Genomic DNA, 23,842 nt, shown 5'->3' on the forward strand with positions numbered 1-23,842 from the left:
ATACCCATTACACCCGCCACAGTTCCAGCTGGGCCGGAATGACCCGCTGATCTTTGGCCAGGTTCATCTTCGCCGATCCTACCAGGTAGTTTACCCCTTTAATGTGAACTTTATTCCGGAAGGAAAACGTGGCCAGATCGGCGGGCGTAAGAGCCACATTTTTCGACAGCTTGAACGTTCCGGCCTTAAACCGTTCAAAGCGCCGATACCCCGAATCCACCAGGTTATTTTCTCCGTTCCAGATCAGGCTTCGCGTTCCGCTGGTATGGGTGGCCGTGGGTACGCCCGAAACCATCCCGTTCCAGAACAACAGCTTCGGAAGCGCCCGGCTTTGGCTATCCTTGTTTAGCGGGCTGATCCCTGGCTGGCTACACATGGCCAGGCCTGAAACTGGATTCTTCAGGTACGTCGAAAGTCGGGAACGGATCGACAGCACCGAACCGCCTTCATTTTCGGCCGTTTCGGGCGTAATGTACTTATCCATTGCGGCCGGGATCGGTTTCATTAGGGCATCGTTTCCATCCAGTTCATACCCTAATTCCAGCCGGTTAACAATTTCCGGCGTTTTGGTGTGACCTGGATCCGCTTTTTGCGTCCAATCTATTATACAGGCCGATTTTAAGACATCTTCCCCGAAGCCGATATCCAGCACCTTCCGCCGAACGTCGAAATCCAGGAATAAATTAAACAGCTTCCGAAGCTCCAGCAAAAGCCCGCCCGCCGTCAGATCCGGCAAATGGTTGGCCGGAAAGATCGCCGTGGCGGAATCTAAGGAATACAGGTTCGCCAGCACCAGCCGCGAAAGATCCGGATCATCCAGAAACGCCCCTTTAAACTTCCAGCCCACCCGCTGGCCAAATTGCTCCAGCACCCAGCGAAGAAAGAAATGGGGAACCCTGGCTTCGTCATTATACCAGCCGTTTCCCGAATCGTACTTGTTGACGATCCCGCTGAAGCTTTGGTTTCCGTAGAAGCCAGGGTTTTCAATGGATGGCAAACAATACGGATCCACCAGATGATCAGCGGGCGAAACGTTCAGCGCCGGAAGCGCCAGCTGGGTGAAGTTGATTTCCGACAGCGCCAGCCCTTGCAGATCGCCGAAGATTTCGCCCAGGTTTTGCGTAAAGTACAGCACCGTTTCCCCTTCCGCCGATTCCTGGATCTTCACGTACCCCTGTTCGATCACCTGGCTATCCACGTACTTTTCACAGTAATACCGCCGGTTGGTGTACCCCACTTGCGGATCATAGAAATAACCCAGCACCCGGCGATTCAAGGGCGTGTCCGGAAGTGTGAAACTGTTGACCCTGGAACCTTGCACCGTGGCAAAGTCCAGAAGCGGATTATACTTTTCCAGGGTAATCTGGGTACCCGGTTTTAGATCCACCGAATACCCTTCAATTCTGATATCAAACATATTATTTAAAGTTGCTGGCTTCGGCCACCACGTTTACATGGTTCACCACGTTTACAAAGGTTGATACACTTAGATTTTTGTCGGCGATCCGGTTCAGGTAGCCGTTTGATTGCCCGATCGAACCGGCCAGGTTATCCAACTTCTGGCGAAGCGTAAGAACGACCATCGTATTTCCAGCCTGTTCGGCTTTGATCAGCTGATCCAGCAGGGCGGATATTTCTTTGATCAGTTCGGAGTGGTGGGCGTTCATTGAAAGCCGCATCAGTAGCAGACTGGAAGCCACCGATTTTTGAAGATCTTCGGACTGTTTCGCCAGGCCGGTTGTAAACTTACCCGCCAGGAATTCGCCGATTTCCGCCAGCGCCAGGGCAGTCGCTTCCGTATTATCGGCGATCGATTCCATTAGCGCCTGGCTTTGCTCGATCTGTTCCTGAGTTGCGTCCACGCTGGCCTGAGCCGATTCCACGCCCGCCGTTCCATCGCCCGATGATCCGTAATTTGCCCCCGTATCGCCCAGGTAATCATCCGCATTGTAGGAAATCCCACCATCTTCGTACTTCCGCCAGCTGGGCGATCTGGGAACATAATCGCCGTAGGTGCCGCCATCGCGGAAGATCTTCGCGCCGTTTTTGTGCATACTGGAGTGAAGAAGCATATCGATAATTGGCCCGTTATTCCGGCGCGTTTCCCTGGAAAGGATCATAAACGGTTCCCCGCCTTCGGCTTCGCCCACTTCCTGGCCGGTTGCCCGGTCGATCATCGAAATTCCCGCTTCACCAGGGCGCGATCCGTGGCGGCCGCCCTGAAGTACGCCCGCGTTTTTAAAGTAGCCCTGGCCGATTTTACCCCCTTTGGCGAAGGTGGGCGGCTTCTGGCTCTTGATCATTCCCACCTGGATCGCCGTGGCCGCTGCCGCACCCGCTACCCCAATCAAGCCCAGCGGCCAGCCCATTGTGGCCAGCGATTTCAGGGCAGCTTGCGCCCCGTTGACGATCGCCATCGTAATATTCAGGGCTTGTTCGCGCTTCCAGGCCTTCAGCTTTTCATCTTTGATTTTGGCTTCCGTGTCTTTGGTAATCTCGACCACCTTTTTATCATAGGTGTCCTTATCGATTACCCCTTTATCGTACTGCTCTTTCCAGGCCGCCAGCTGTTTATCCTTCTCCTTTGTAATTTTGGCAATCTGACTATCCAGATACTTCTGATTGAGTTGCTGAAGCGTATTGATCACCTGGCCCGCCACCTTCAGCGTTTCCTGGCCTTTGGCGGTAAAGTCCTGAAGCGCCTTCTGATTTTTAGCCTGTTCGTTGGAAAGCTTCAGGTTCAGCAAGTCCAAAAACTTGCTGTAATCGCCGTTCATCAGCCCATCAATGGCTGAAAAAAACTGTTGCTGATTGGCCAGGCGTTGGGCCGTACGTTCCTGGGTTAGCGCCGTTTTCTGGTTTTCGTAATTCAGATCGTTCGCCGACAATTCAGCCTTCAGGCGATCATCGATCGCTTTATCCGCCTGGGCGCGTCGATCCGAATCGGCGATCAGTTCGGCGTTTTTGGCCTTTTCTTCGGCCGCTTCGTTCAGAAGCTTCTGACGGTTGTAATTGTACTCGGCGGTGAGTCGATCCAGCTTCGCTTCGTAAATCGCCTGGGCGTTGTTTTTGGCCAGGTTTAGGTTCAGATCGGCATTCGCCACGGCGGCCTGGAATTGCAGATCAAAAAGCTGGCGTTCGCCCGCCAGTTCCTTTTCCCGCTTTTCGGTATTCTTCTGAAGTTCCTTCTGGCGCTGATCGTCGTTTTCCTTCTGGATATCGCTGGAAAGCTTTTTATTGATCAGATCCAGCGCCTGGGCTTTCCGGGTTTCGTCGGTAATCGTGCGTTCCACTTCGGCCTTTGCCCCTTCGGCCTGGAATTGCAGTTCCGCCAGCTTCCTTTCGTGTTCGTCGGCGATTAAGCTGATCAGCAGTTTCTTCTGTTTATCGGCCGCTTCCCGATCTTCCTTTTCCTTCTTTTCCCGGTACTCTTTTTCGATGGCCGCCTTTCCGGTTTCGTACGCTTTATCGGCCGCCGTGAATTGCGCCAGCTTCAGCTTTTGATCGGCCTGGCTTTCCTGGATCTTCTTTTTCTCCTGATCCAGTTCAAACTTCAATTGAGCGATTTTGCGCGTTTGTTCGTCCGCAATGGCCGCGATGTTGGCCTTTTTAGCCGCTTCAATTGCGTCCTGATTGGCTTTCTTCTTATCGTCGGCCAGCTTCTTTTCGTGATCCCGGCGCTTCTTCTCATCATCCGACAAATAGCCCGCGTTATCCTTCGACATACCCGCCAGGCCGCCCTTATTGGCCGTGGCGGCATCCTGGGCGGATTTTTCCGCGCCCGCTTTGCTGGTGGCGGTTTTCTTGTCTACGTGGGATTTGTGATCGGCTTCGATCTTGGATTGCTCGGATTTGATCTTATCCGAATAGCCCTTTCCGTACGCTTCGGCAATTTTGGTACCGCCCGAACTCCAGATTTTAGCCGCCCCGGCGAAGTCCAGGTTTTTTAAAGCCGATCCGAAATCTTTTACCAGGCTTAACCCCACTTTCAGGGCTTCCCAGACACCGGCAATTCCCGCCCGAAGCGGTTGAACGTTATTGTACAGCAGGGCAAACCCAGCCACCAGCAGCGCCACGGCGGCCACCACCAGACCGATCGGGTTCATGGCCATCACCGCGTTTAATGCAGTTTGTGCCGTGGTTACGGCTCCCGTTGCGATTGTCTGCAATTTTTTAGCGGCCGTAATTCGTAGGGCATTGGCTTCGGTATAAATCGCCTGGGCGTTGAACGTCACCAGCGCCACGGTCAGCGCCCCGATGGCCACTTTATTTTCATTCACGAAGGCCGGAATGGCGCGAATGGTATTCACGAACGTAATCAGCCCCGCGCCCGCTTTGATCACAATCGGAAGAAGCGCCTGGCCTAACTCCACCGACAGGCTTTTCACCTGTTTCCCCATCTTATCCAGTTGGGCGGCCGCCGTTTCGTTTTTGGTGTTAAACTCATTGGTTAAGCTTTTACCTTTCTCCATTTCTACCCTGGCCAGGGTTTGGTACTTGGTAACTAGCTCCGTCTGATCCTTCAATAAGGACATTACCTTCGTGGCTTCCTGGGATTTGATACCCATATCCGCCAGGCGCTTCGCCACTTCATCGGCCGGAACGCCCTTCAAACTGGCCGCTAAATCCTGAAGAAATTTATTCGGGTTGGTGTTGATCAGCTTCTTCATTTCGGCTTCCGAAATTCCCAGCTGAGTCGCAAAGGTGGCCGTATCGACAGCCGCCGTTAGCAGGATGTTTGATAGACCACCCGCACCGATTTCAGCCGATAAGCCTAGTTCCTGAAGGGCCGCGCCTAACCCCATCGTTTCGCTGATTTGTGGGCTTAAATCGCCCAGCTGGCCCATTCGGGCCGTAAAATCCGCCACTACCGGAGCCGTAGCCGAACCGGCCGCGCCCAGGGAGTTTAAAGCCGATCCGATATCGTTGATCGCTTCGCCGGGCTTCATATCGGCCGTTTCCTTAAAAAGCTTCTGAAGCCCGCCGATTGTACTGGCTACTTCTTCCGCGCCCCCGGTAAACTCATCGCCCAGCGCCACCACGGCTTTATCAATCGATTCCACGAAGCCTAAAACTTCCTCTTTGGCGATACCCAACTGGCCCGCCACTTTGGCGATATCCGCCAGATCTTCCACGGCCGTACGGGTGTCAATTTTCCCGATGGCTTCCATCAGGCCTTCCACCTGCTCAATCTCCATTTCCGTAGATTTGGCGATATCCGCGATCGCATCGGACATTTCGGCCGCCGATGTAATCGACTGCTTTCCGAAGCTGATTACTTCTTCGATGATGTTTTCCAGGCTGAAGGCCGCAAAGGTGGCCGCGAAGGCTTCCTTAAACCGGCCCATCGCCGTAGTTCCGTCATCGATCGGTGTACGAAGGGCGTTCATTTCTTCCCGCACTTCCCGGATCCGGTTATCGACCCCATCGACTTCTTTCATTTTGTCGATCCAGGCATCCGATCCCACTTTCAGATCTTTCAGTTCGGCGTTCAGCTGGCGGCTTCGGGCGTTTAGCTCCCGCATGGAAGCATCCGAAAGATCAATGGCGGAAGTGAATTCCTTGATTTCGGCTTTCAGATCCGCCTGAAGGTTCTTCAGTTCCTTCCAGCCTTCGGATCCTTCTTCGCCCGCTTCCTTCATGCGTCGAAGCTCTTTGTTTACTTCCGACATAGCCCCCTGAAGCTCCTTCAGGGTGGCTTCGCCTTCGTCGCCATCGATGATTAGCTTTATTCGACTGACTTCAAATTCATTCATAGTTTGCCTTGAAAAAAAAATGCTTCCGACGAACTTCGCCGAAAGCATTTTCTTATGGTAGGACGCCATTTAAGGGTTTAAGGCGACTTTCTATCCATTGTTTCAAACATATCTTCCAGAAGGAACAGCCGGTGATTCGTATCCCGGTATTCAGCCAGCGGAACGATATCAGGATCATACCCCATGATGTTAATAATCCGAAATGCTTGCCGAAGCGCAAGCTGCATATTCTGAAAAGGGGTGCCGACAACGGAATCATCAAACTCTTTCATGGCATCAAACAGCGGTGCCACATTGACCAATTGACCTGTATGTGGATTATGAACCAGAATCGGATCTTTGATTTCTATATCCAAAAGCATAATTTTGAATTACAATAAAGGGTAAAACTTCGACGGTCCGCCGTGGCGGTTTGATTCTTTAGCCCGGTGCTCGTAACACCGGGCTTTTTTATTTAATTATCAGAGTTCTTAAACTCATCCCGGAAGAGTTTGTAATGATCGCGCGTTTCCTGAGTGTTCTGACGCGAAAGGGCTTTCGACTCCAGTTCTAGTTTTGCCAGATCTTCCATATCGCTTCGGTTGGCTTCATAGATCTTATTCTTAATTCGAGCAATCTTAGCATCGACAAAAGCCTTTCGCTTTAATCGATCCCGAACGGTTCCCATCAATAGCTGGTCAACCGTTACATACATCCATACGGCAAAATTAGGATTCAACCAGGCCGCAAAATCTAATGCAACGATACGGTGCATCCATGTACCGTGACGATAGTTCACTCTTACTAAATTTTCCTCAGAATTAACCCCATTAAAAGGGTTTCCTGCTTCTGAGTTTCCAGAAATCTGGAAACTCAGGCAGGCTTGGATAATACCTTTTGCCCTATCTGTGACTAAATAATTTGAAGGTTTTTCACCAAAGGCCTTCGCCATTTCCGTGGCATTTACCATCATGTTAGCAGCTGACAAGTCGAATTCAATAACCTTGTCGTCATACAAGCATTCAATAATTTGTGTAGTCATAAGAATTAAAGTTTGATTAGACACCACAATGTTATATATTATTTATTATATAATATATGTTATTTACAGAAATATTTTCTAACATAGATTATTGCCATACATTTGTAGAAAATAATTGCCATGAGAAAAATCAGCATTGACCTACCCGACGACATATACAAAGAGCTTATGCGGATAAAGTATGAGAAGGATGTAAACGAAAATGAGAAGATCTCAATCGGTGAGTTGGTTAGGCAAGCCGTAAAAGAGTGGTTAGACAATAATAAAGAAACCCCCGCCCAAAAATGAGCGGGGGTTTTATTTCACTTCTTCACCAGCTTTTCCCAGCCGGTTCGCTCAAAATGTGGCGCGTCCTTCAGGCTCTTAAAATGGCCGCCCCAGGTAATTCCGGCTGTTTGAAGTACCAGTTTGGAAAACAGCGTGAATAACTCCGTATTCCAATCGGCTTGCCCATTCTTCTTTTTGAAGGCCACATCGAAGGCCAGTCTGGGCTGGTAGTTGTGGGCGGATTGACCCGCTTTCGCGTTCGTCACCTTCTCATCCGCTTCATCCACTTTGCCATCCCCATCATTGTCCTTCTTATCAAAGGGCTGATTGTACAGGGCGGTTTGTTCTTCCTTCGATCGGTACGTACAGGTAAGGAACGGCTGGGACAATTCCGGAAATTTGATCCGCCATTCGGCTTCTGCTTTGCCAAAAGCGTACGCCAGCACCGGATCCAGATCGTCAATTCTACGGGAAGCCATAAATAAAAATGTTTGGTTTAAGCCGAAGATCCGGACCAAACCAAACACCTCATAGGACACAAAAGCAGTCTACTATTGTTATTAATTGTTCGCTTTTGTGGCTGGCACAACAAAATGAACACGTACGGTTTTCTGATTTGTTGACCCCATTTTTGCAAAAAAACTAGGAGCATTAACATCGTACGTTACTGAAACTGGTGGATGAGTTTTCAACAAACTGCTAAAAGTGGCAGGCGTAGGAGGTACAGAGTTAATTTTTGAACTACAACTAGATAGAAGTCCCAAAGTGACTACTCCTACAATTAAGCCGGAAATTACCTTCATGTTTTTCATGGTGAAAAGGATTAAATATGGAGTTCAATCACCACACATAACGACTGACAACTAACAACTTATCTACTTGAACGCTATTATTTATTAGATGACAAATAATAGCGTTCAGAACTTACATCAACCGCATTAAATGATCTTTTTTAGCCCTGGCGATCTTCTTCCCATTTGCGGGCCAGATACGGCGCGATCAATTCCGAATAACGCCACGAAAGCTGTTTCTGGGCGTTCTTGATCATTTCCATCTTTCCGGAATTGTACCAGGTTCCCCGGTAGCCCCGTTTGATCGATGGAACCTTCCGCCGACCGATGGCCAGCGCCCAGGCCAGGCGCTTGACGGCGTTGTTGACCGTGGGTACTTGGTGGCCTTTGTAGCCGTGAATGTAGGCGAAGCGATCCAGCCCGATCTTTTCCACGAAGAATTCCATCGCGTCAACCGGCGCATTATGCGCCCCGTACCGGATTAGCGCCATATCCTTAAACCGTCCGTAGCCCCGAAAGTCAATTTCGGCCGCCAGGGTGGTCGCCGTTCGTAGGATATGGTACTGAAAATCCCGCTTCAGCCCATCGGTTAATACCAGCCCGTACGCCTGAATATGATCCTGAAAATTTTCAATGGCATCTTTGGCGATTTCTTCCACCAGATCCGCCAGATCGTCGTAAATCTCGCTAAGTTCCATTAGGCCGGATCGTTTACAATGTAGAGTTTATTGCCGCTGGCTAAACTGAAGCTTTGGCCGTTATGCTCGGTCAGGAATAGCTGTTCGTAACCATCGCCGTTCATTCTGACCGTGTAATTCAGCGCCAGAACACCATCCACGTAAATCTGGATCCGCCGAAGCGTATTCGCCGGGCCGTACACCAGCATCCGCCAGCGGTCCCAGATCGCGTACGTAGTCGGGAAATCCAGATCATTGGAATTCATCGGGAATTTATACGGCCGGGCTGGGCCTTGTTGCACCATCCAGGCGTTTCCGATTTGCTGACTGCCATTCGTATCGCCCACGATTAAGCCCTGAACCGCCACGGCTTTCGGATTGGCCGCCCGGTAGTGCCAGTGATTCGCCGGAACGTCCCAGGTATATTTTTCCGGCTCCAGAACGCACGTTCCAAACTGATCGGCGTAGGCCTGAGTATTCAGCCGGTTCCAGGCCGCTTCTGCCTTAGCCTGAGCATCCGCCAGGCTGACTTCGGATCCATACGTTCCGGCCGGAATCGTGATCGTGGCCGGGCCGCCCGTTAACGGCGAAACACAGCCGGTTTTGTTGTAACTGCCCGCTTTGCTGATCAGCGTGTTCACGTACGGCGTTACACTGCACAGATCCGACAGGATCGGCGGAATGTAGCCTTCCGTTCCCGGAACGTTGGCCTTCAGCGGTACGCCCACCACCTTTTTATCATCGTCCAGGTAATACTTCTCCAGTACCGTTACCTGAAGCATTCCCGACCGTTTTCCGTAGCTATCCAGCAGACAGGCCGTGGCTTTGGGCCGCCAGCCGGTCGCCCGCTGAAACAGGCCCGAAACGGCGGGCAATTCGGAATAATTATGCTGGGCGTTGCTGTACTGGAATACCAGCTGGCGGCCGATCATTTCTTCATCATCAATGCGGCCCGTTAGTTTATCATCCAGCGGCAGAAGCGGCAGAAGCGCCCGATCCGTCACGAAATACAGTTCTTTGGATAGTTGCAGATCTTCCAGGTACCGCAGGGCTTCGGGCGAAAGCCAGCCCGTATTCACCACCAGCTGACGTACGCCCGTAGCCGAATGGATCACCCGTTCACTGTAGGAAGGAAGGAATTCCCAGCCGTTGTACCGCTCGCTGATTGTTCGACTAAACGAAACCGATTCTTCCGCCTGGCCGGTTAAACACAGCGTATCGAAGCCGCCCAGGCTATTGGCAAAAACAACGTGCCGAAGGTTACGGTGGTAATCCTGATCCATCCGGTAGTAACGAACTTCACTGATCCGCCCATCGTTTTCGTTCGTCAGCCAGACCGAATACGACAAAAATTCCTTTTCCTTCCGATCCAGGCCCAGGGCTTTCGGCCCGACTGGTACGCAGTAGGTCGTAAAGGGAAAGATATTATCCAGCTTGGAAGCCAGGGCTTCTTCGGTGGTGTAGTCCCGGTACATCACCTGGTAATACAGCCGAAGGGTTTGGGGCGCTGGGCTGAAGTTGGTCAGAAAGTACAGGAATTCGGGATGATCCGGATGAATCGTTTTCGGATTACTTGCCCAGGTCAGAAACCGCCGATCCTTCCCCACAAACTCACTGAAAAACTGGTCTTTGTACTCCGAATAATCGACTTCCGATATACCCGCCTTCACCACGTACTGAACCGGCGTAGTTTCCGAATAGATTTCCACGCCATCGTTTTCGATCGATAGAATGCAGTAATACGGCATCACCAGGCGATCGGCCACCGATATCCGGCTTTGCTCGAATTCGGGCGCTGTTCGCTCCAAGAGTGGATCCAGCTGGTTCTGGATCTCGAAGAAAGCGCCCTGGTACAAAAGGCCGGATCCGGCCGGTACGGGCGGCTGTTCGGCCGCTTCCAGGCGAACGAGTTGTTTAAAGGTTCCGGACAGGTACGATTCAGGAATCATTACCTGGCAGTAATAACGCAGATCGAAGCGATTCGGATAAAGATCCGGATCAGCCGCTTCGATGTTCATTACGATGGGATTCATCGACAGCTTCGCCGATAAGTAATCCAGGGTGGCCAGTGGGTGAATCATTTGAATAAGCGGGAATTGATGTTAAGATCCAGCTGTACTTCCATCCGAAAGCCGTAATGGCTATCGATCCACAGCTGATTCACCGATTCAATCTTCAGCGAATTCAGGTCGAAGTGAATCAGCCCTTTGTTATTGTCTTTCATCAGCTTACCCATCAGATCCGTAAGCAGGGCTAGACTTTCGGCGTACGCGTCGATCTGCTTTTCATTCTCATCTTGTGGGGCTTTTTGCAGGATCGTAAAGCCGGTATTGTAGCGAAGGCACAAATGGCCCGCGCCGTTATCCCAGGGCTGAAGAATGGGCTGTTCCAGCCAGGCAAACGGATAATCAAAATCGGGAAGGCTTCGGGCGAACTCGATTCCTTTTTCCACCGATCCGAAACAGAAGAACTTTACTTCCGGACTGGCATCCGCCCAGGCCTTGAAGTAGTTGATATACGATTTTAAATCGCCGATGATCATACGAACGTGGTTTTTTCACCGAAGATCCCACCGACACGGCGCAACGTATAGGACACAAAAAAGCCAGCCGGAAGATCCCGCTGGCTTTCCTAACTATCCAGGTTATCTATCGTTCTATATGCGTTACTTTAGTCGGTTTCGGCCGCCTGTTCTGCCCTTTCGTTTGCTCGCCGGATCTTCAGGTTATTATCCCGCAGAAACAGCCATACCGTGTGGCCGTTCTGCTTACATACCTGATCGAAGTCGCCGAAAACGCCCAGCTTGGCGATATCCATAAACGTCGTGATCAGGCCTTCGCCGTTCTGATACAGTGGTGGTTCATCGACTTCGGCCGGATCGTAGGCCAGTTTGTAGTTTTCTAAAAACCGATTGTTCGTATACTCAAAGTACTGAAGCACGGCCATCACCACACCCACCGGCAGATTTTGAGCCTGGAAAAGCTTCGCCCTCTCGTCGGCGTGAATCGTGTTATAAGCCTGGCGGATATCACCGTTGAAATCGGTCGATTTCCGCCAGGCCTGGGCATCTTTCCTGGCCGGGCGGCATAGGGTGGCCACCAACTGAAACACCGCCCGAATGGATGGAAGATCGTTCCGGACATAAGCCAGATAATTAATATTGGCCATTGCGATTTCGATGGCGCTGGTATTGGAAAAGCCCGATTCCGGAAGCCAGTAATCCACGCCCTGGAAGGTGAATTTCTCGAAGGGCTTCGCCTGGATCTTCGTGGTAAACACCCACCGCGCCAGCCGCATCAACCGCCATTTTTGTTCCGTAGTCAATTGCTCCAGCAATGTTGAAGGCGCTCCTAAAAGCACTTTAGCGGCCGAATACTTCAGCACCGCTTCGGCGGCCGCGTCTTTCATGACCGCCGAAGCGCCATCTTTCCGGTCGCTGGGCTGTAGAAGCTGAAGCGGAAGAAGCGCCTGAATCTGTTCGGGCGTACATTCTTCCCAGCTTTGGGGCATCTGAAAGGTTTTGGTATCGATTTGAATCGTTTTCATTTGATCAAAAGGTATACGGCTAGGGCGGCTAGGCCGCGCCAGCCCCAGGCTTCGCGCTGGTATTTCTTGCGCCGATCGGCTTCGGCCGTGGCGGTTTGCTGGGATTGCTTCACTTCGTCCTTCAGCTGGTCGTTTTCGGCCGTTCTGGCGGTTAAAACTTCTTTGCAGTCCTGAAGATCGGCCTGGGCTTTTTCGGCCTGGTGCTGGGCAAAATCGCCCCGAATCAGATCGGCGTGAATCTTCTTTGCATTGGCCAGGAATTCGGCGCGAATGGCCGAATCAGTTTCTGCCGTTATACCGCCCGTTGACTGCCCGCATAGATTCGATAAGGGACAAACGATCAGCAGAATCCAGAGCCGCTTTCTTGCGTAGTTCCAGGTTTTCATTCTCTTTTTCTTGAAGTAGAAGATCTTTTTCCTTCAGCTTTTGGCCGTAGATCGTGGCCTGGCGAAACGCTTCGGCGGCCGTGGCGGCCTTCAGCAGTTCCACCCGTTCAGCCTGGCAGGCCTGAAGCTGGCGCTGGCTGGCCAGGTAGCCCACGGCCCCGCCGATCACCAGGACCAGAATGGCCGCCCCGATCAGGCGGCCATTCTGGCGAAGTAGCTGGATCAGGTCGTTAAACCAGATCATTCGCTTTCTTCTCGTTTAGATCCGCCACGGCTTCTTCGTCCAGCGTCAGGCTGGCCATTACCGCGATTGTTCCCGATACCAGGCCCAGGATTTCGATCGCCAGCTGAAGCCAGGCGGGAACCGACCAGCCCAGGGCCGGAATTCCCTGATCTTTGACAAACACCAGCGCCCCCGCCAGCACAGCCAGCACCGCACCGGCCTTGATTAGCGGCTGGAAGAACGGGCTGGATGGCGCGATGAATCGGAATAGAAGTTCGCCAATCGTACCCTTCAGGAAGGGCATTTTTTGAAGTAGGACTAAAAGCTTTTGCATTGGTTGGTTGATTAAAAGGTGAACTGATTGGAAAAGATTGGGAAGCCGGGCCATCGGATGATCCGCCCCGGATCAGCGCCCACAGAACGGCCGCCACGGCGATTACAAACAGAAAGCCCAGCGCCAGGCTGATCTGGGCCGTCACGTACAGCAGATCGGCCAGATCATGCAAAAAGTCGATCATATTGAAGTGGATTGTAAGCTGGTGAAGTACGGCGTGATCCAGTTGGCGATCATTTTGATTTCGGCGGTTCGGCGGTAGTTGATGTAACAGCCGCCCTTTGTGCCTTTGCCCCCGGTTGTGTTGAAGCCGATGCACTTAACCCGATCATCTTCATCGGGATCATACCGATCCTGGGCGATTCCTTCGACGTGGCTGGCGAAAATCGATACGGCATCCATCCGCCCCGGCTTTTTGCCGATCCGCTGGTTTCCCCGCCCGTTCCGCTTGTAGATGATATTCTTCGCCTGGCTGAAGTAGGAACGCACCATTCCGACCCCGACCACCGGCAGTTTTACACCGTTGATGGCGTGAACGTAATAAAAGGCCGACGCGCAATAGTGGGCGTTTTTGGGCAGGTGGTTAAAGCGGTTAATGGCCGCGATCCACGCCCCATCATTTTGATTCGTCTTTTCGGTTTTGCCGACGAAAGTAGCCGCCGAATCGTATACGGCCTGGCGAAGCTGGGCTTCACTTTGAAAGGTTGGAAATACAGGCGGCCGCTTCTCACTGGCCTTCTTTGCCAGCCCCGAAGCGGCCGCCTTTTTAGAAGTTTGCGCGATTACGGTTTGACTGAATGCGATAAGGCCAGATAAAACAGTAAGCCCAAACAAAAAGCGGTAGTGATTAAGGATCGTTGCCACGGTGTTAGATCTTCGTAAAACTCCGTGTAAAAGTCCTTCTTCGACTTCACGAATGGTAGGACATAAAAACCCACGAACGGCACGATCATAAACAGAATCAGAAGCGCCACCGGCAGATCCGTAAACACCACCAGCTTTTCAAAAAAGAACTTCTGAATACTGGTCAGATCGTACGGCTGAAGGTGCTGTTCCATCGGAAGGCTTTCGTTCAGCTTCAGAATCGACTTGTGGAACTGATTGAAGCGGTTGTAACAGAAGCTAATCGCCAGCAGAATCCCGGCCACCTGAAGCATGGCCACCACCGGCCGCTTCAGGAAGGGCTGTTTCGGCTTTTGCTCGGCCAGTCCTTCGGCCAGCTGTTTCTGATCCAGGCCTAGGGCCGCGCCGATTCGATACGCTTCTTCTTCGGACTGGCGGGCGATTCTAAGAAGCTTCTTTTTTTCTTCTTCATCGGTTTCGTGGCGGGCTAGTTGGCGAATTCCTTCGGCATCGATCAAATGGCCTTCGCGTACCGCCAACATCTGGGCGCGAGCGGCCTGGGCTTCGGCCTGTTCTTCTTCGTGGATCCGCTGAAGCTCGGCTTCCGCTTCCATAATGGCTTGCTGGGCCAGGGCTTTCTTCTCCTGAAGGGCATCCGTAGGAGCGGCATCGATACGGCCGGTCGTTACCGTGGTTTTTTGTGTTTCGCTGGCCACGATCGGGCCGCTGGTTACTTGGGGTTTCATTGGTTTGAACGTGGTTTTAAACAGTGAATACAAAAGCTAATCAGGGCCACAGCGGCCAGGTAGACCACCAGCAGAACCACCGCCAGCAGGATCCCAGCGATCGGAAGCCAAACGGGCGATAACACCCAGATCCAGGAAAGTTTCAGGATCCCGGCCACCTTCAGCACCAGGGCCAGCAGGAACGCCACTTCCAGCGCCCCGATCAGAAATAACGTTTTAAAGCTCATAAGACGAAATAGGGGTTTTTAGGATCATTCTTCGGCCGCCGAACGTAGCCCCCGGCCGCTGGCGCGACATACAACGGCGAATTGAAATACAGCGCCAGCTGAGTCGCCGAAGCGTTCGCGTTCAGGTAGTTCCGCAATTCGGCGGCTTTCTGCTCTCCTTTTGCCAGGGCATCGCTACGGATCTGGTTCAGGCGTTCGCCGGTTAGGGCGTTTTCGTTTACGATCCCATCGGTTTCCGATACCAGCCGTAAATCCGTGTTCAGGTTCAGGTACGGAATTTTCAGGCTGAAGCCGTAGTGAACCACCGCTTTCCGCGCCAGGTTTAGCACTTCAATTTCCGCGTACGTAGGCAGTTCAGCCCCCGCCAGCTTCGCCTTCAGGGCATCGTACAAAGCCGCGCCCAGCACCGGCCGGATGTATTCTTCTTCGGCCAGGTTGAAATACTCCCGGATCGACAGGTACAACCGGCGGCTTTTCTGAATCGGCGGAAAGTATTTGGTGGCTTCACTGGCCGAACTGATCAGCTGGCTTTTCTGGATCGTGTAGGCTTCCGACCCCTTCCAGGTTTCAAAGCCATCGGCGTTTTGCTCCAGCCAGGCCAGGGCCGCTTCCAGGTAGCGTTCGGCCTTATCCTGGTGGCTTTTCGTCGTGGCCACGTAGAGCCATTTGGGCATGGCCTGGGTATTCGGCACGGAATTCATGACCATACCGCCTTCGCCCGTAACCGTGATCAGCGAAGGCATGGCATCCAGGTACGTATACCAGGCCAGCGCCATTTTCAGCTTGTGCTTTAGCTCCAGCTGAAGCGGGTTCAGATTTTCCGATCCGGCCAGCAGATCGTACAATTCCTGGCCGATGGCTGGGATTAGATAGGTGAGTTCCGCTCCGGCCACGAAGGGCTTCCAGGTTTTCCACTCCATCGTTTTGTGGATCCCGCCCAGGTATTCTTTCAGGCCGCCTTCGTCGCCGACCGTTTTCGTATCGTTAAACAGCATCTTCTTCGTCGTTTTCGTCGGTGGATTTTTTACCCGAATTCGGGTTTTGCCCGCTTCCGCTGGGCGTTACATCGTAGGTATACAGCGAAATATTGCGGATATCAAAATCCATTTCTTCCGGCCAGCCGTTGATCCGCTTGGCGATCCGAAGCACCTGAAGCAAAATCAGCCGATCCACGTACGTTAAAAAGCCTTGCTGGTAATTGGCGGCCGCTTCCAGTTCCTTCCCGGATCCGCCCAGCTTGCCGCCCGTATCGATTCCCGCCAGGGCCGGAAGAACACCGTGGCCGCTGGCCTGGGCCACGTTGGCCGTGTTGAATAAGCCCACATAGGCATCATCCGACATCGGATTTTTGAGTGGCGTAATAATTACCCCGCCCACCGGCTGGCCACTTAGTCCGCGCTGGTGGAACGTAAACAGGGTTTTTTCGGCGTTGTCGGTCCCTTCTAGACTTTCGCCCATTTTCTGAAGGGTTTCTTCCATCAGCTTATCCTTCTCGTCCTGGGTTAAGCCTTCTTTATCGAAATAATCGTCCGGCACCGAAATATGGTACTTCAGATTATAGCCGTTATCCAGCCCCGAATCGTGAAACTTCGGGATCTTGTTGGCCACCTTTGCCCAGGCTTCGGTGGACCACCATTCCGGAAAACTGTAATAATCCTGGCCGGGCATCAGATCCATCAGCTGGAGAATCGAAACCGGGTATTTGGTCGGATCCTTCGGATCAAAAGCCGGATAAACCTTTGTATCGCTGGCTTTGTAAGCCTTCGTTCCGAAGTTGGGATTCACCAGGAAGGCGGATTTCTTCAGTTCGCCCGCCTTTAGCTTTCTGACCCGGCATTTAAAAGCGTCCAGTACTTCCACGTCCGCCAGCTTCTTGCTGGTGTCCAGCGTCAGCACCACAAACGCGTTTGCGCTGAAGCCGTACTGAAGCGCCATCGATACGAATTCCAGATCCCAGTTCACCAGGTCTTTCCAGGCCTGGAATTCGGGAAAAATAACGGGTTCGTACCTGGTGGGCTGGCCTTTGATTTCCTTTCCGGCGTGGGTATACACGCCCAGGCCCACGGTAAAATCCCGACGCGTTTTGATCAGCCGCCATTTATTCGGCGAATCACTGGCCAGCTTGTGCATTTTCACCAGCTGATCATCCTTCGCCCCCCAGGGAACGTACTCCGATCGGGATTTATAGCCCGCGCCCGCGACGTGGGCGGAAACATCCGCTTCGCCAAACGTCACCAGGGCCGCTTCTTTTTTGCTTCCAAACGATAAGGCGTATACGCCCGCGCCCAGCTTCCGAAATGTTGACATGGTTAGTAGTTGTGAAAAATTCGGTAGCCGTTGTAGTACTCCATTAATTCGATCTTCACTTCAAACGTGTGCTTCTGTTCACAGTCCCACAGCAGCAGCGCCCCGGCGAAATTCATGTTTCGCCGAATCCCCTGAAGATCCTTCCGGTTGCCGCCTTCGGATCCGGCCGGAAGCTTCGCTTTCGTGGGGTTTTTCTTTACCTGGGCTTTGTAGCTGGTGGATCCGTCCAGCTTCCGGAATTTCAGGCTGAAGGTTTTGCCCGGCTCCTGGATTTCGTGCAGTACGGTTTTCAGTGTAATCGTTCGGTCTTGCATCGGCTTTTTCTAAGTCGATGCAAGGTTAATCCAGGGATTTCGCCCGTAATAGGACACTTTTTCAGGGCGAATGCTGGTCAAAAACGGACGTTTTGCAGTCTAAAAAAGGGCGATCTTCCTGATGGTAAATCAGTTAGACCGCCCCGCGCCCAAAAAACCGGCCTTTCTATCTCTATAGCTGACACCGCCCTTTACCGCCGACCGCCACGGCGGCCCCCAAAAAACGGAATATAACTCCCTAAACCCCGGCCGGGATCGGGCTGGATCTGCAAGAATCTTCCCTGAATTTCTAAGAGCGATGGCCTATCAGCCCCGGTAGATGTATAGCTGGTTTTGCTGGCCTGCGCGGCTGTTGGGCATCAGCTTACGGTACTTGCCCCATACGATGTAGTCGAGTGCATCGGTGCCATCGGTGGCGTACTCGCGGTTCCGGCTACTCTGCTCACTGCTCTTGTCCTTCTTGAAGTCGCCCGTTACCGGAGCCATCTGTAACGCTATCAACAGCGGCTTGTTATAGTTCTGATTGAATCGTAGGCGTGGGGTACGATCTGACGCTTCTTCCATCAGGTGGTTAATCAGGATGTATTTATCCTTGTGGCTGGGATAGGTGAACCGCTGATACTCCCGGCGTACCTTCCAGCCCTTCTTAATCAGCACATCACAGAACTGATCAAAGAAGGGCCGATTCTCCTGGCTACTAGCGGCCGATTTGGACTTCCCCGAAGGATCGCCCCAGACGGCCACCTCTTTCCCTGGGTGCTTTTCGTACTTCTGATCGAAGGCTTCGGCCAGCTGAACCAGCAGGTTCTTATCGATTTCAATCGTGGGCTTCCGAAACTCGCTGTTTATGATCCGGAATTCCGGGCCGATTTCCTGGCAAATGACCATCCAGCAAATGGCCGCGTTAAAATCCAGGCTTAATTCCAGCAGTTTGTTTTCCCGGTAGTCGTTCGACTGGTGTAAATGAAGCTTGGTTTTATCGTCGTATTCGTACCGATAGCTTTCGTAATAGCAATGCTTCAGCGTTGAAAAAGCGAAATAAAAACCGTCTGGTCGGCGGCCGGTTCGCTTGTTGTATACTTCCACATCCAGCGTCAGCGGATCCAGGGAATCTTCCAGGGTTTTCAGGTAGTTCGGCGGCAGTACATCGGCGTTGTCCTGGAAAGTGGATTCCAAAAAAAGAGTTTCTGGCGGTATAAGCTCTTTTTCCTGGTCGCTCATCAGGGCGCGTTTTTCCAGGTCGGCTTTCCACTGTTCTTCCGTTTCGTAAATCCACATTCCTTCCTGGCTCCAGGCGGCCGACGAAAAATCGTAAAACGATAAATGCAAATGGGATTTGGCAAAGCTGGCGTGTCGGTTCGCCCGCATGGCGGGCAGTAGTACCGTTTTGATAAATTCGTGCTTCATCGTGGCCGATTCATCCACCAGGATCCCATCGGAGTTAATACCCCGCTGGGAATCGGGCCGGTCCTGGCTCACCAGCTGGAGCGTGAAGCCGTTGATGAAACAGATGCAGTACTGCCAGCCTTTTTTCCCAGGGCTGGAGTAGGGTTTGTACCAGTGATCGGGCGGCTGTTGCCCGATGACATACACGCCGTGGGGCGTGACCTTGTTGTACTCCAGATACCCCATTCTCGACAGGGCGTTTTTCACTTCCGGAAGTACGATCAGATCCAGCTGTACATAGGTCAGACCCGCCAGCACCACTTTTGCCCTGGGTAGGTGTTCAAACATCATTCCGACTACGTTGCCCAGGGTGGTCGTTTTGCCCGATCCCCGGCCGCCCTGGAAGGTTTTCCGCTTCGCCCTGGAGCGAAAAAACTTCAGCTGTTTCGCGTTGGCGTAGATCTGGCGCGTGGTAGGTGCTTTATTCATCGTCGGCGCGTTTTTGCTGGTTGATCAGAACGTTGATGTTGTCGGTAAAGACGAACTTGGCGGCCCGTAAGAAATCATCCGGATTCAAGCCCACCTGATCGGCTTCGTGCAGTCCTTCCAGCTTATCGGCGCGTTCCCAGGCGCGGCTGGCCGCTTCGATATCGCCGTTTGCCCTGGCGATGTTCGATAGAAGGCGGAAATAGTTGGCGCTGGCCATTTTCTTCGCCTGTTTGTCGATCGTTTGGATCGATCCATACAGATAGCTGGCTTCGGCGATGATATACCGCGCCTGGCGTTCCTGGATTTTATAATCCTTCATCAGCATTGCCAGCGTCATATCGTAGGTATGGCCCAGGCTTAAAAAGCTCCAGGCCTTGCGGTACTTCTCCAGCATCAGCTGATCATCGGCCGACAGCTTCGCGTTTTCGTGGTAGTACGCCAGATATTTATCCAGCTTGTTTTCGTCAATCTTCAGCGCCTTTTTCATCCGCTGAAGGGCGGTTGTTTTTGCCATTTCTCCAGAAAAATTTTCCGTTTTAGGCAATGTTAACGCCCGAAAATCAGGCCGGGTAGGACATAAAAAAGCCCGATCCATTCCGATCAGGCTTTTTCAGATTTTCAGAAGAATATTTCGGCCGGCACCGGCCGCAGCGGCTTTATTTCCGAAGATTATTTTACGCCAGCGCCGATAATTGACTTTTAGCCAGATCCACGGCCGCCTGGCATTTGGCCACTTCTTTCTGATAGTGGGCTTTCCAGATTTCCAATTTGGCGTTCTTCAGGCCTTGCTTCGCCCGGTACAGCTTCGGATTTAGCGAATTCACCAGCAGTTTGTTCAACTCGTACCGATCAGCGGGCAGGTTCGCCAGGAAGGCCGATTCCGGGACTTCTGGCGAACGTTCGGCCGCCTGGGCGGGCATTGGTTCCGGTAGGCGGCCGTTGTTGCGTAGAAACGTGATTTTTTCGGCTACTTCGTTCCGCTTTCGTTTCCATTCCTGAATTTCATCCACCAGATCCTTTACATTCTGATCATCCGGATAATCCGCCAGGCGGTTCGAGCGCATACACATCTGTTTATGGGCTTCGTGGCGCTCGATCGTTAGATCTTCAATCAACCGGGTAAACTCATCCACCGCCATCGCGGGAACCACCACGGCGGAATCTGGCGGCTTTGGCGCGGGCGGATCCGGTACCGTGGCCACGATTGGCCGGGCGGCTTCGGTAGGTTTATAATCCCGAAGGGCTTCCCAGATCCGGCGGGCTTCTTCGACTTCCTGGGCCGAAACGCGGCCGGATCGGGCCAGCATCTTCTTTAGTTCGTAATTCGCCAGGGCTTTGTTCCGCTGGGCTTTTAATTCGGCTTCATTCATCATCTTCAGCTTCTAATGAAAAACCATCATCACACGGGCAGATTTTCGGCATCAGGGCCAGAAAATCCTGGATTGTTTTTTCCATATCCTTTGCTTCCAGCCATTCCACCGGCCGGGCGTACTGATCATGGTTCAAATCCATAAAATGGCGGAAGGCTTCAGCGTACCGTTCCAGGGCCACCAGAAGCCCGCCAGGGTGAATTTCCTGGGCTTCCAGTTCGTCGTTTAAGGCGGGTATAACGTTTAGTTTCATAAGGCGAATTAAATGGCAAAAGGCGGCCTGAATCTAGGCCGCCTTTTTGCTCGTTAGGTTGGTTATTTATCCCGCCGATCAGCCTGGGCTTTCTGGGCTTCTTTAACCGATTTGGCCACCCGTAAGGCGGCATCCACCCGCATTTCCATTAATTCCATAAAGGCGGCCTTCCGGATCTGTTTCGTACGTTCCAGGGCCGGATCGGCCACCGTGGATTCAGTTTCCACCGCTGGCGCTTCTTCTGGCTCCGGATCGGCTTCGGCCGCTGGCGCTTTGGCGTTCGATCGGGCCTTCAGCTGATCCAGTTCCGCCTGAGCCTGGGCGCGAATTCGGGCCGCCCGATCTTCTTCCGTGTTCCATTCTTCAACTGATTCCGAATCATCGGCCGGATCCGTTTCCGGATCGGTACCCGGTGAAGCCGAATCCGGATCGGTGGAAAGTTCGGGATCGGCCTGGGATCCATCAGAAGATCCGCCTGGCGTTGTTTCATCCACTGTTCCAGATCCAGGTTCAGATCCAGCCGTGGCGGCATCTGTTCCCGAAACTCCTTCACCAGTTGATCCAGGCTCGGAATTGATTCCGGTTCCATCGGTTTGGGTAGCACCAGAATCAGATTCGGCGTTTGATCCATCAGATGATCCAGGTACGGATCCAGCTTCGGCTCCGGATGAATCAGAATCAGCTGGTATTCCGGCTCCGGAGCCATCAGCGCCAGCTGGTACGCTATCGACAGATCCAGGCCCGGCCCCATTATTATCAGATTCATTCGGCGCTGGCGCGTTTTGCGCGTTTGCTTCGGCTTCTTTTTGGGCTTTCTCCTTCGCCCGTTGTTCCTTTTGTGCTTTCGTCAGTCCCATCAGTTGGGGAGTTTTCAAGGTTGGAAATTTCTTCAAAGTACGGTAGGCCACAGGCCTTTAAGCGGTCGGCCTGTTCGTCGGTTAGCCGATGGTCGATCCGTACCCGAACGCCATCTAGCAAATGATCCACGCCCCCGCTGGGAACGTGGATCAGGTTATACTTTGTCAGCATTGACCGTTCCAGGTTAGGCACCGCCACCGGCTGGCGCTTCTTCTTCCGTATCCGGCAACAGGGCCAGTTCAGTAACCACCGTGGGCTTCAGCGGCAAGATCCCCCACATGAAGCCATCCTGTTCGCCCTTCAGCGTGTAACCACGCTTGTCTGCGCCTTTCTTGCCCGATTTGAAGCCGGGCTTGATGTAAATCGGATTGTCGGAAGATCCGCCCACCACGTACTGGCCATCGTTCATTTCCACGATCACTACCGCGCCCGCGTTCAGGTGCTTCAGGATTTCGGCCGCCAGTTCCTTACTGAAACCCGCCATCATCAGTTCCAGCGTATGCTTATACGACTGGAAACCCGGATCGCCCGAAGCGTCATCATCCAGCGAACAGGTACCATCCGGAAACTGGTATTCCGCGAATTTTCTACCTTCTACCATTACGGGCGCGTTCTTAATTTCGCCCGCGTCGATATCGGCGATTTTCGGCCAGATCCCCTTAATATCTTTCCGCAGAGCGATAAACAGCGAACGAACCCCGCCAGGGTTGGGCGTTTGGTAGCTGGTGGCATCGATGTTCGCCAGGCTGATAAACGAACCGATCACCACCGGGCCGCTGATCAAAGAATCGTGCAGAAACGACAGGCTATCCACGCCCGAAACCAGGCTGGCCACTTCGTTCGGAAAGAAGGCCACCGCCAGGGCGAAAAGGCCAACAACAACTTTCAAAAAAGACTTCATGGGAAAAAAAATGATTGTTACAGGATGAATGAAAATTAAAAATCAGGACTCAAGAAAAAGAGGTGGAAGCCGTTCGGCGTGAACGGCTTCCGGGATGATTAAACGCCGTCGTTGGTCCAGATCCGGTTAGGCTGGGCAATACCCGCGCCCACCTGGGCATCCATCAACCAGGCCAGGTTCCGTTCCCGCTTGTTGTAATCGGTGGCCAGCGTGTCCGCGCCATCCATATCATCGTACAGGTAAACCAGGTTGCCTTTCGGCGTGAAAAGCGGGCGTTTGAAGTCCGCCAGACCCGGTTCCACCACGAAGCGGATGTTTGATCCGACGATGACCGCCTTTTCCTGGCCGGTATTGTAAGGAAGCGTACCGTACAACTTGCGGAAGTTCAGTTCGTAGAACGTTTTCAACTGGCGCGAAGTCACACAAACCATATCCCCGTAAAGCTCGGCATCCGGAATGGCCGCCAGCATCTTTTCAAATTCAGCCACGGCGTTATCCACCGTAATAACGGCGGTATCGATGATGTTCGCCGAAGGAATGCCACCGCTGGTAATTTCGGCCAGGATTTGCGTACGAAGCCCATCCATTACGTCCAGTGGCGTATTTCCGGCTTTGTTGTAAACCCCGTTAAACAGCGTTTTCACCCGAATATTTTCCCGGTATTTGGCCAGGATTCCCGCCGTGATGTATTCTTCCAGCGGTACTTCTTCCGGATTGATCCGCTTGGCCTTCACCTTGCCCAGCCAGGACTTGTAAAGCGCCATAATCTTCGTGTGAGAGAACAGAACGTCCACTTTCACCTGGCGAACTTTACCGATCCGCGCCGATGGCGTAACCGCGTTTTCCGTGGGGTTGAACGAGTCTTTTCCGCCTGGTTGGGCCACATCGCCAATTTCCAGTTCGGATAATACCACTTCGTCAGAAGTCTGAATCGAAGTCATGTAATCGTCGATCGGCACAATTGCCGACCCATCCACGCCCTGATCCACGCCTGGGATCATCGCCCGGCCGTAAATGTTGTCGTAGTTTTCGCGGGCGTATTCTTCCAGTGAGTCCGCCAGCTTAGTAAGATTTAATGAATCTGCCACTTTGTAAATTAATTAAAGGATGAATGAAAAGATTTGATTGATAAAGCGTTGACGAACAG

General features: G+C 52.6%; 27 protein-coding genes. All 27 read right to left on the reverse strand.

What is annotated here, in order from left to right; genetic code table 11:
- Positions 1 to 7: 7 nt before the first annotated feature.
- Entirely contained in the window at positions 8 to 1,417 is a 1,410-nt protein-coding gene (locus LX87_RS25720; protein ID WP_111631174.1) for a hypothetical protein, read from the reverse strand.
- A gap of 1 nt (position 1,418) precedes the next feature.
- Positions 1,419 to 5,756 carry a phage tail tape measure protein gene (locus tag LX87_RS25725; protein ID WP_170139457.1) on the reverse strand — a complete coding sequence of 1,446 codons (4,338 nt, stop codon included), beginning with the start codon at positions 5,754 to 5,756 and terminating at the stop codon, positions 1,419 to 1,421.
- 77 nt (positions 5,757 to 5,833) lie between these two features.
- Entirely contained in the window at positions 5,834 to 6,118 is a 285-nt protein-coding gene (locus LX87_RS25730) for a hypothetical protein (protein ID WP_111631176.1), read from the reverse strand.
- A gap of 92 nt (positions 6,119 to 6,210) precedes the next feature.
- Complete coding sequence (locus LX87_RS25735; protein WP_111631177.1) at positions 6,211 to 6,777, reverse strand: KilA-N domain-containing protein; 567 nt, start codon at positions 6,775 to 6,777, stop codon at positions 6,211 to 6,213.
- Between the two features lie 302 nt (positions 6,778 to 7,079).
- On the reverse strand, positions 7,080 to 7,523 hold the full coding sequence (locus tag LX87_RS25740; RefSeq protein WP_111631178.1) for a M15 family metallopeptidase: 444 nt from the start codon (positions 7,521 to 7,523) through the stop codon (positions 7,080 to 7,082).
- Between the two features lie 473 nt (positions 7,524 to 7,996).
- Positions 7,997 to 8,533 (reverse strand): hypothetical protein, encoded by a 537-nt coding sequence (locus LX87_RS25745; protein ID WP_111631179.1) that lies wholly within the window; start codon positions 8,531 to 8,533, stop codon positions 7,997 to 7,999.
- Positions 8,533 to 10,593: a DUF5977 domain-containing protein gene (locus LX87_RS25750; protein ID WP_111631180.1), complete on the reverse strand. Its 2,061-nt coding sequence runs from the start codon at positions 10,591 to 10,593 to the stop codon at positions 8,533 to 8,535. Before LX87_RS25750 ends, LX87_RS25745 begins: the two co-directional genes overlap by 1 nt.
- Positions 10,590 to 11,054, reverse strand: coding sequence for a hypothetical protein (locus LX87_RS25755; protein WP_111631181.1), 465 nt, complete (start codon positions 11,052 to 11,054; stop codon positions 10,590 to 10,592). Before LX87_RS25755 ends, LX87_RS25750 begins: the two co-directional genes overlap by 4 nt.
- Positions 11,055 to 11,182: 128 nt before the next feature.
- Entirely contained in the window at positions 11,183 to 12,058 is an 876-nt protein-coding gene (locus LX87_RS25760; RefSeq protein ID WP_111631182.1) for a hypothetical protein, read from the reverse strand.
- The gene (locus LX87_RS25765) at positions 12,055 to 12,444 is read right to left on the reverse strand and encodes a hypothetical protein (RefSeq protein WP_111631183.1); all 390 of its coding nucleotides are present in this window, start codon (positions 12,442 to 12,444) and stop codon (positions 12,055 to 12,057) included. The genes LX87_RS25760 and LX87_RS25765 overlap by 4 nt, the downstream gene beginning before the upstream one ends.
- On the reverse strand, positions 12,338 to 12,688 hold the full coding sequence (locus LX87_RS28655) for a hypothetical protein (protein WP_146624555.1): 351 nt from the start codon (positions 12,686 to 12,688) through the stop codon (positions 12,338 to 12,340). Before LX87_RS28655 ends, LX87_RS25765 begins: the two co-directional genes overlap by 107 nt.
- Complete coding sequence (locus LX87_RS25770) at positions 12,675 to 13,001, reverse strand: hypothetical protein (RefSeq protein ID WP_146624556.1); 327 nt, start codon at positions 12,999 to 13,001, stop codon at positions 12,675 to 12,677. The genes LX87_RS28655 and LX87_RS25770 overlap by 14 nt, the downstream gene beginning before the upstream one ends.
- Positions 13,002 to 13,181: 180 nt before the next feature.
- Entirely contained in the window at positions 13,182 to 13,865 is a 684-nt protein-coding gene (locus LX87_RS25775; RefSeq protein WP_146624557.1) for a hypothetical protein, read from the reverse strand.
- Positions 13,784 to 14,590, reverse strand: a complete 807-nt coding sequence (locus tag LX87_RS25780) for a hypothetical protein (RefSeq protein WP_111631186.1) — start codon at positions 14,588 to 14,590, stop codon at positions 13,784 to 13,786. Before LX87_RS25780 ends, LX87_RS25775 begins: the two co-directional genes overlap by 82 nt.
- Positions 14,587 to 14,817 carry a hypothetical protein gene (locus LX87_RS25785; protein ID WP_111631187.1) on the reverse strand — a complete coding sequence of 77 codons (231 nt, stop codon included), beginning with the start codon at positions 14,815 to 14,817 and terminating at the stop codon, positions 14,587 to 14,589. The genes LX87_RS25780 and LX87_RS25785 overlap by 4 nt, the downstream gene beginning before the upstream one ends.
- The gene (locus tag LX87_RS25790) at positions 14,814 to 15,812 is read right to left on the reverse strand and encodes a DUF6712 family protein (protein WP_111631188.1); all 999 of its coding nucleotides are present in this window, start codon (positions 15,810 to 15,812) and stop codon (positions 14,814 to 14,816) included. Before LX87_RS25790 ends, LX87_RS25785 begins: the two co-directional genes overlap by 4 nt.
- The gene (locus LX87_RS25795) at positions 15,802 to 17,124 is read right to left on the reverse strand and encodes a phage portal family protein (protein ID WP_111631189.1); all 1,323 of its coding nucleotides are present in this window, start codon (positions 17,122 to 17,124) and stop codon (positions 15,802 to 15,804) included. Before LX87_RS25795 ends, LX87_RS25790 begins: the two co-directional genes overlap by 11 nt.
- A gap of 2 nt (positions 17,125 to 17,126) precedes the next feature.
- Positions 17,127 to 17,438, reverse strand: a complete 312-nt coding sequence (locus tag LX87_RS25800) for a hypothetical protein (RefSeq protein WP_111631190.1) — start codon at positions 17,436 to 17,438, stop codon at positions 17,127 to 17,129.
- A 306-nt stretch (positions 17,439 to 17,744) separates the two neighbouring features.
- Positions 17,745 to 19,313 carry a hypothetical protein gene (locus tag LX87_RS25805; RefSeq protein ID WP_111631191.1) on the reverse strand — a complete coding sequence of 523 codons (1,569 nt, stop codon included), beginning with the start codon at positions 19,311 to 19,313 and terminating at the stop codon, positions 17,745 to 17,747.
- Positions 19,306 to 19,827, reverse strand: a complete 522-nt coding sequence (locus tag LX87_RS25810; RefSeq protein ID WP_146624558.1) for a hypothetical protein — start codon at positions 19,825 to 19,827, stop codon at positions 19,306 to 19,308. Before LX87_RS25810 ends, LX87_RS25805 begins: the two co-directional genes overlap by 8 nt.
- A 160-nt stretch (positions 19,828 to 19,987) precedes the next feature.
- Positions 19,988 to 20,686, reverse strand: a complete 699-nt coding sequence (locus tag LX87_RS25815; protein WP_146624559.1) for a hypothetical protein — start codon at positions 20,684 to 20,686, stop codon at positions 19,988 to 19,990.
- Positions 20,676 to 20,936, reverse strand: coding sequence for a hypothetical protein (locus tag LX87_RS25820; protein WP_111631194.1), 261 nt, complete (start codon positions 20,934 to 20,936; stop codon positions 20,676 to 20,678). Before LX87_RS25820 ends, LX87_RS25815 begins: the two co-directional genes overlap by 11 nt.
- A 62-nt stretch (positions 20,937 to 20,998) precedes the next feature.
- Complete coding sequence (locus LX87_RS28915; protein WP_170139458.1) at positions 20,999 to 21,163, reverse strand: hypothetical protein; 165 nt, start codon at positions 21,161 to 21,163, stop codon at positions 20,999 to 21,001.
- A 65-nt stretch (positions 21,164 to 21,228) separates the two neighbouring features.
- Positions 21,229 to 21,702, reverse strand: a complete 474-nt coding sequence (locus LX87_RS25825; protein WP_146624560.1) for a hypothetical protein — start codon at positions 21,700 to 21,702, stop codon at positions 21,229 to 21,231.
- A complete protein-coding gene (locus LX87_RS25830) occupies positions 21,699 to 21,965 on the reverse strand; it encodes a hypothetical protein (protein WP_111631196.1) in 267 nt (88 codons plus the stop codon). Before LX87_RS25830 ends, LX87_RS25825 begins: the two co-directional genes overlap by 4 nt.
- 13 nt (positions 21,966 to 21,978) lie before the next feature.
- Positions 21,979 to 22,695, reverse strand: a complete 717-nt coding sequence (locus LX87_RS25835) for a hypothetical protein (protein ID WP_111631197.1) — start codon at positions 22,693 to 22,695, stop codon at positions 21,979 to 21,981.
- Between the two features lie 98 nt (positions 22,696 to 22,793).
- The gene (locus tag LX87_RS25840; protein WP_111631198.1) at positions 22,794 to 23,783 is read right to left on the reverse strand and encodes a hypothetical protein; all 990 of its coding nucleotides are present in this window, start codon (positions 23,781 to 23,783) and stop codon (positions 22,794 to 22,796) included.
- Between the last annotated feature and the right edge of the window lie 59 nt (positions 23,784 to 23,842).

The organism is Larkinella arboricola (assembly GCF_003259745.1).
Classification (GTDB): Bacteria; Bacteroidota; Bacteroidia; order Cytophagales; family Spirosomataceae; genus Larkinella; species Larkinella arboricola.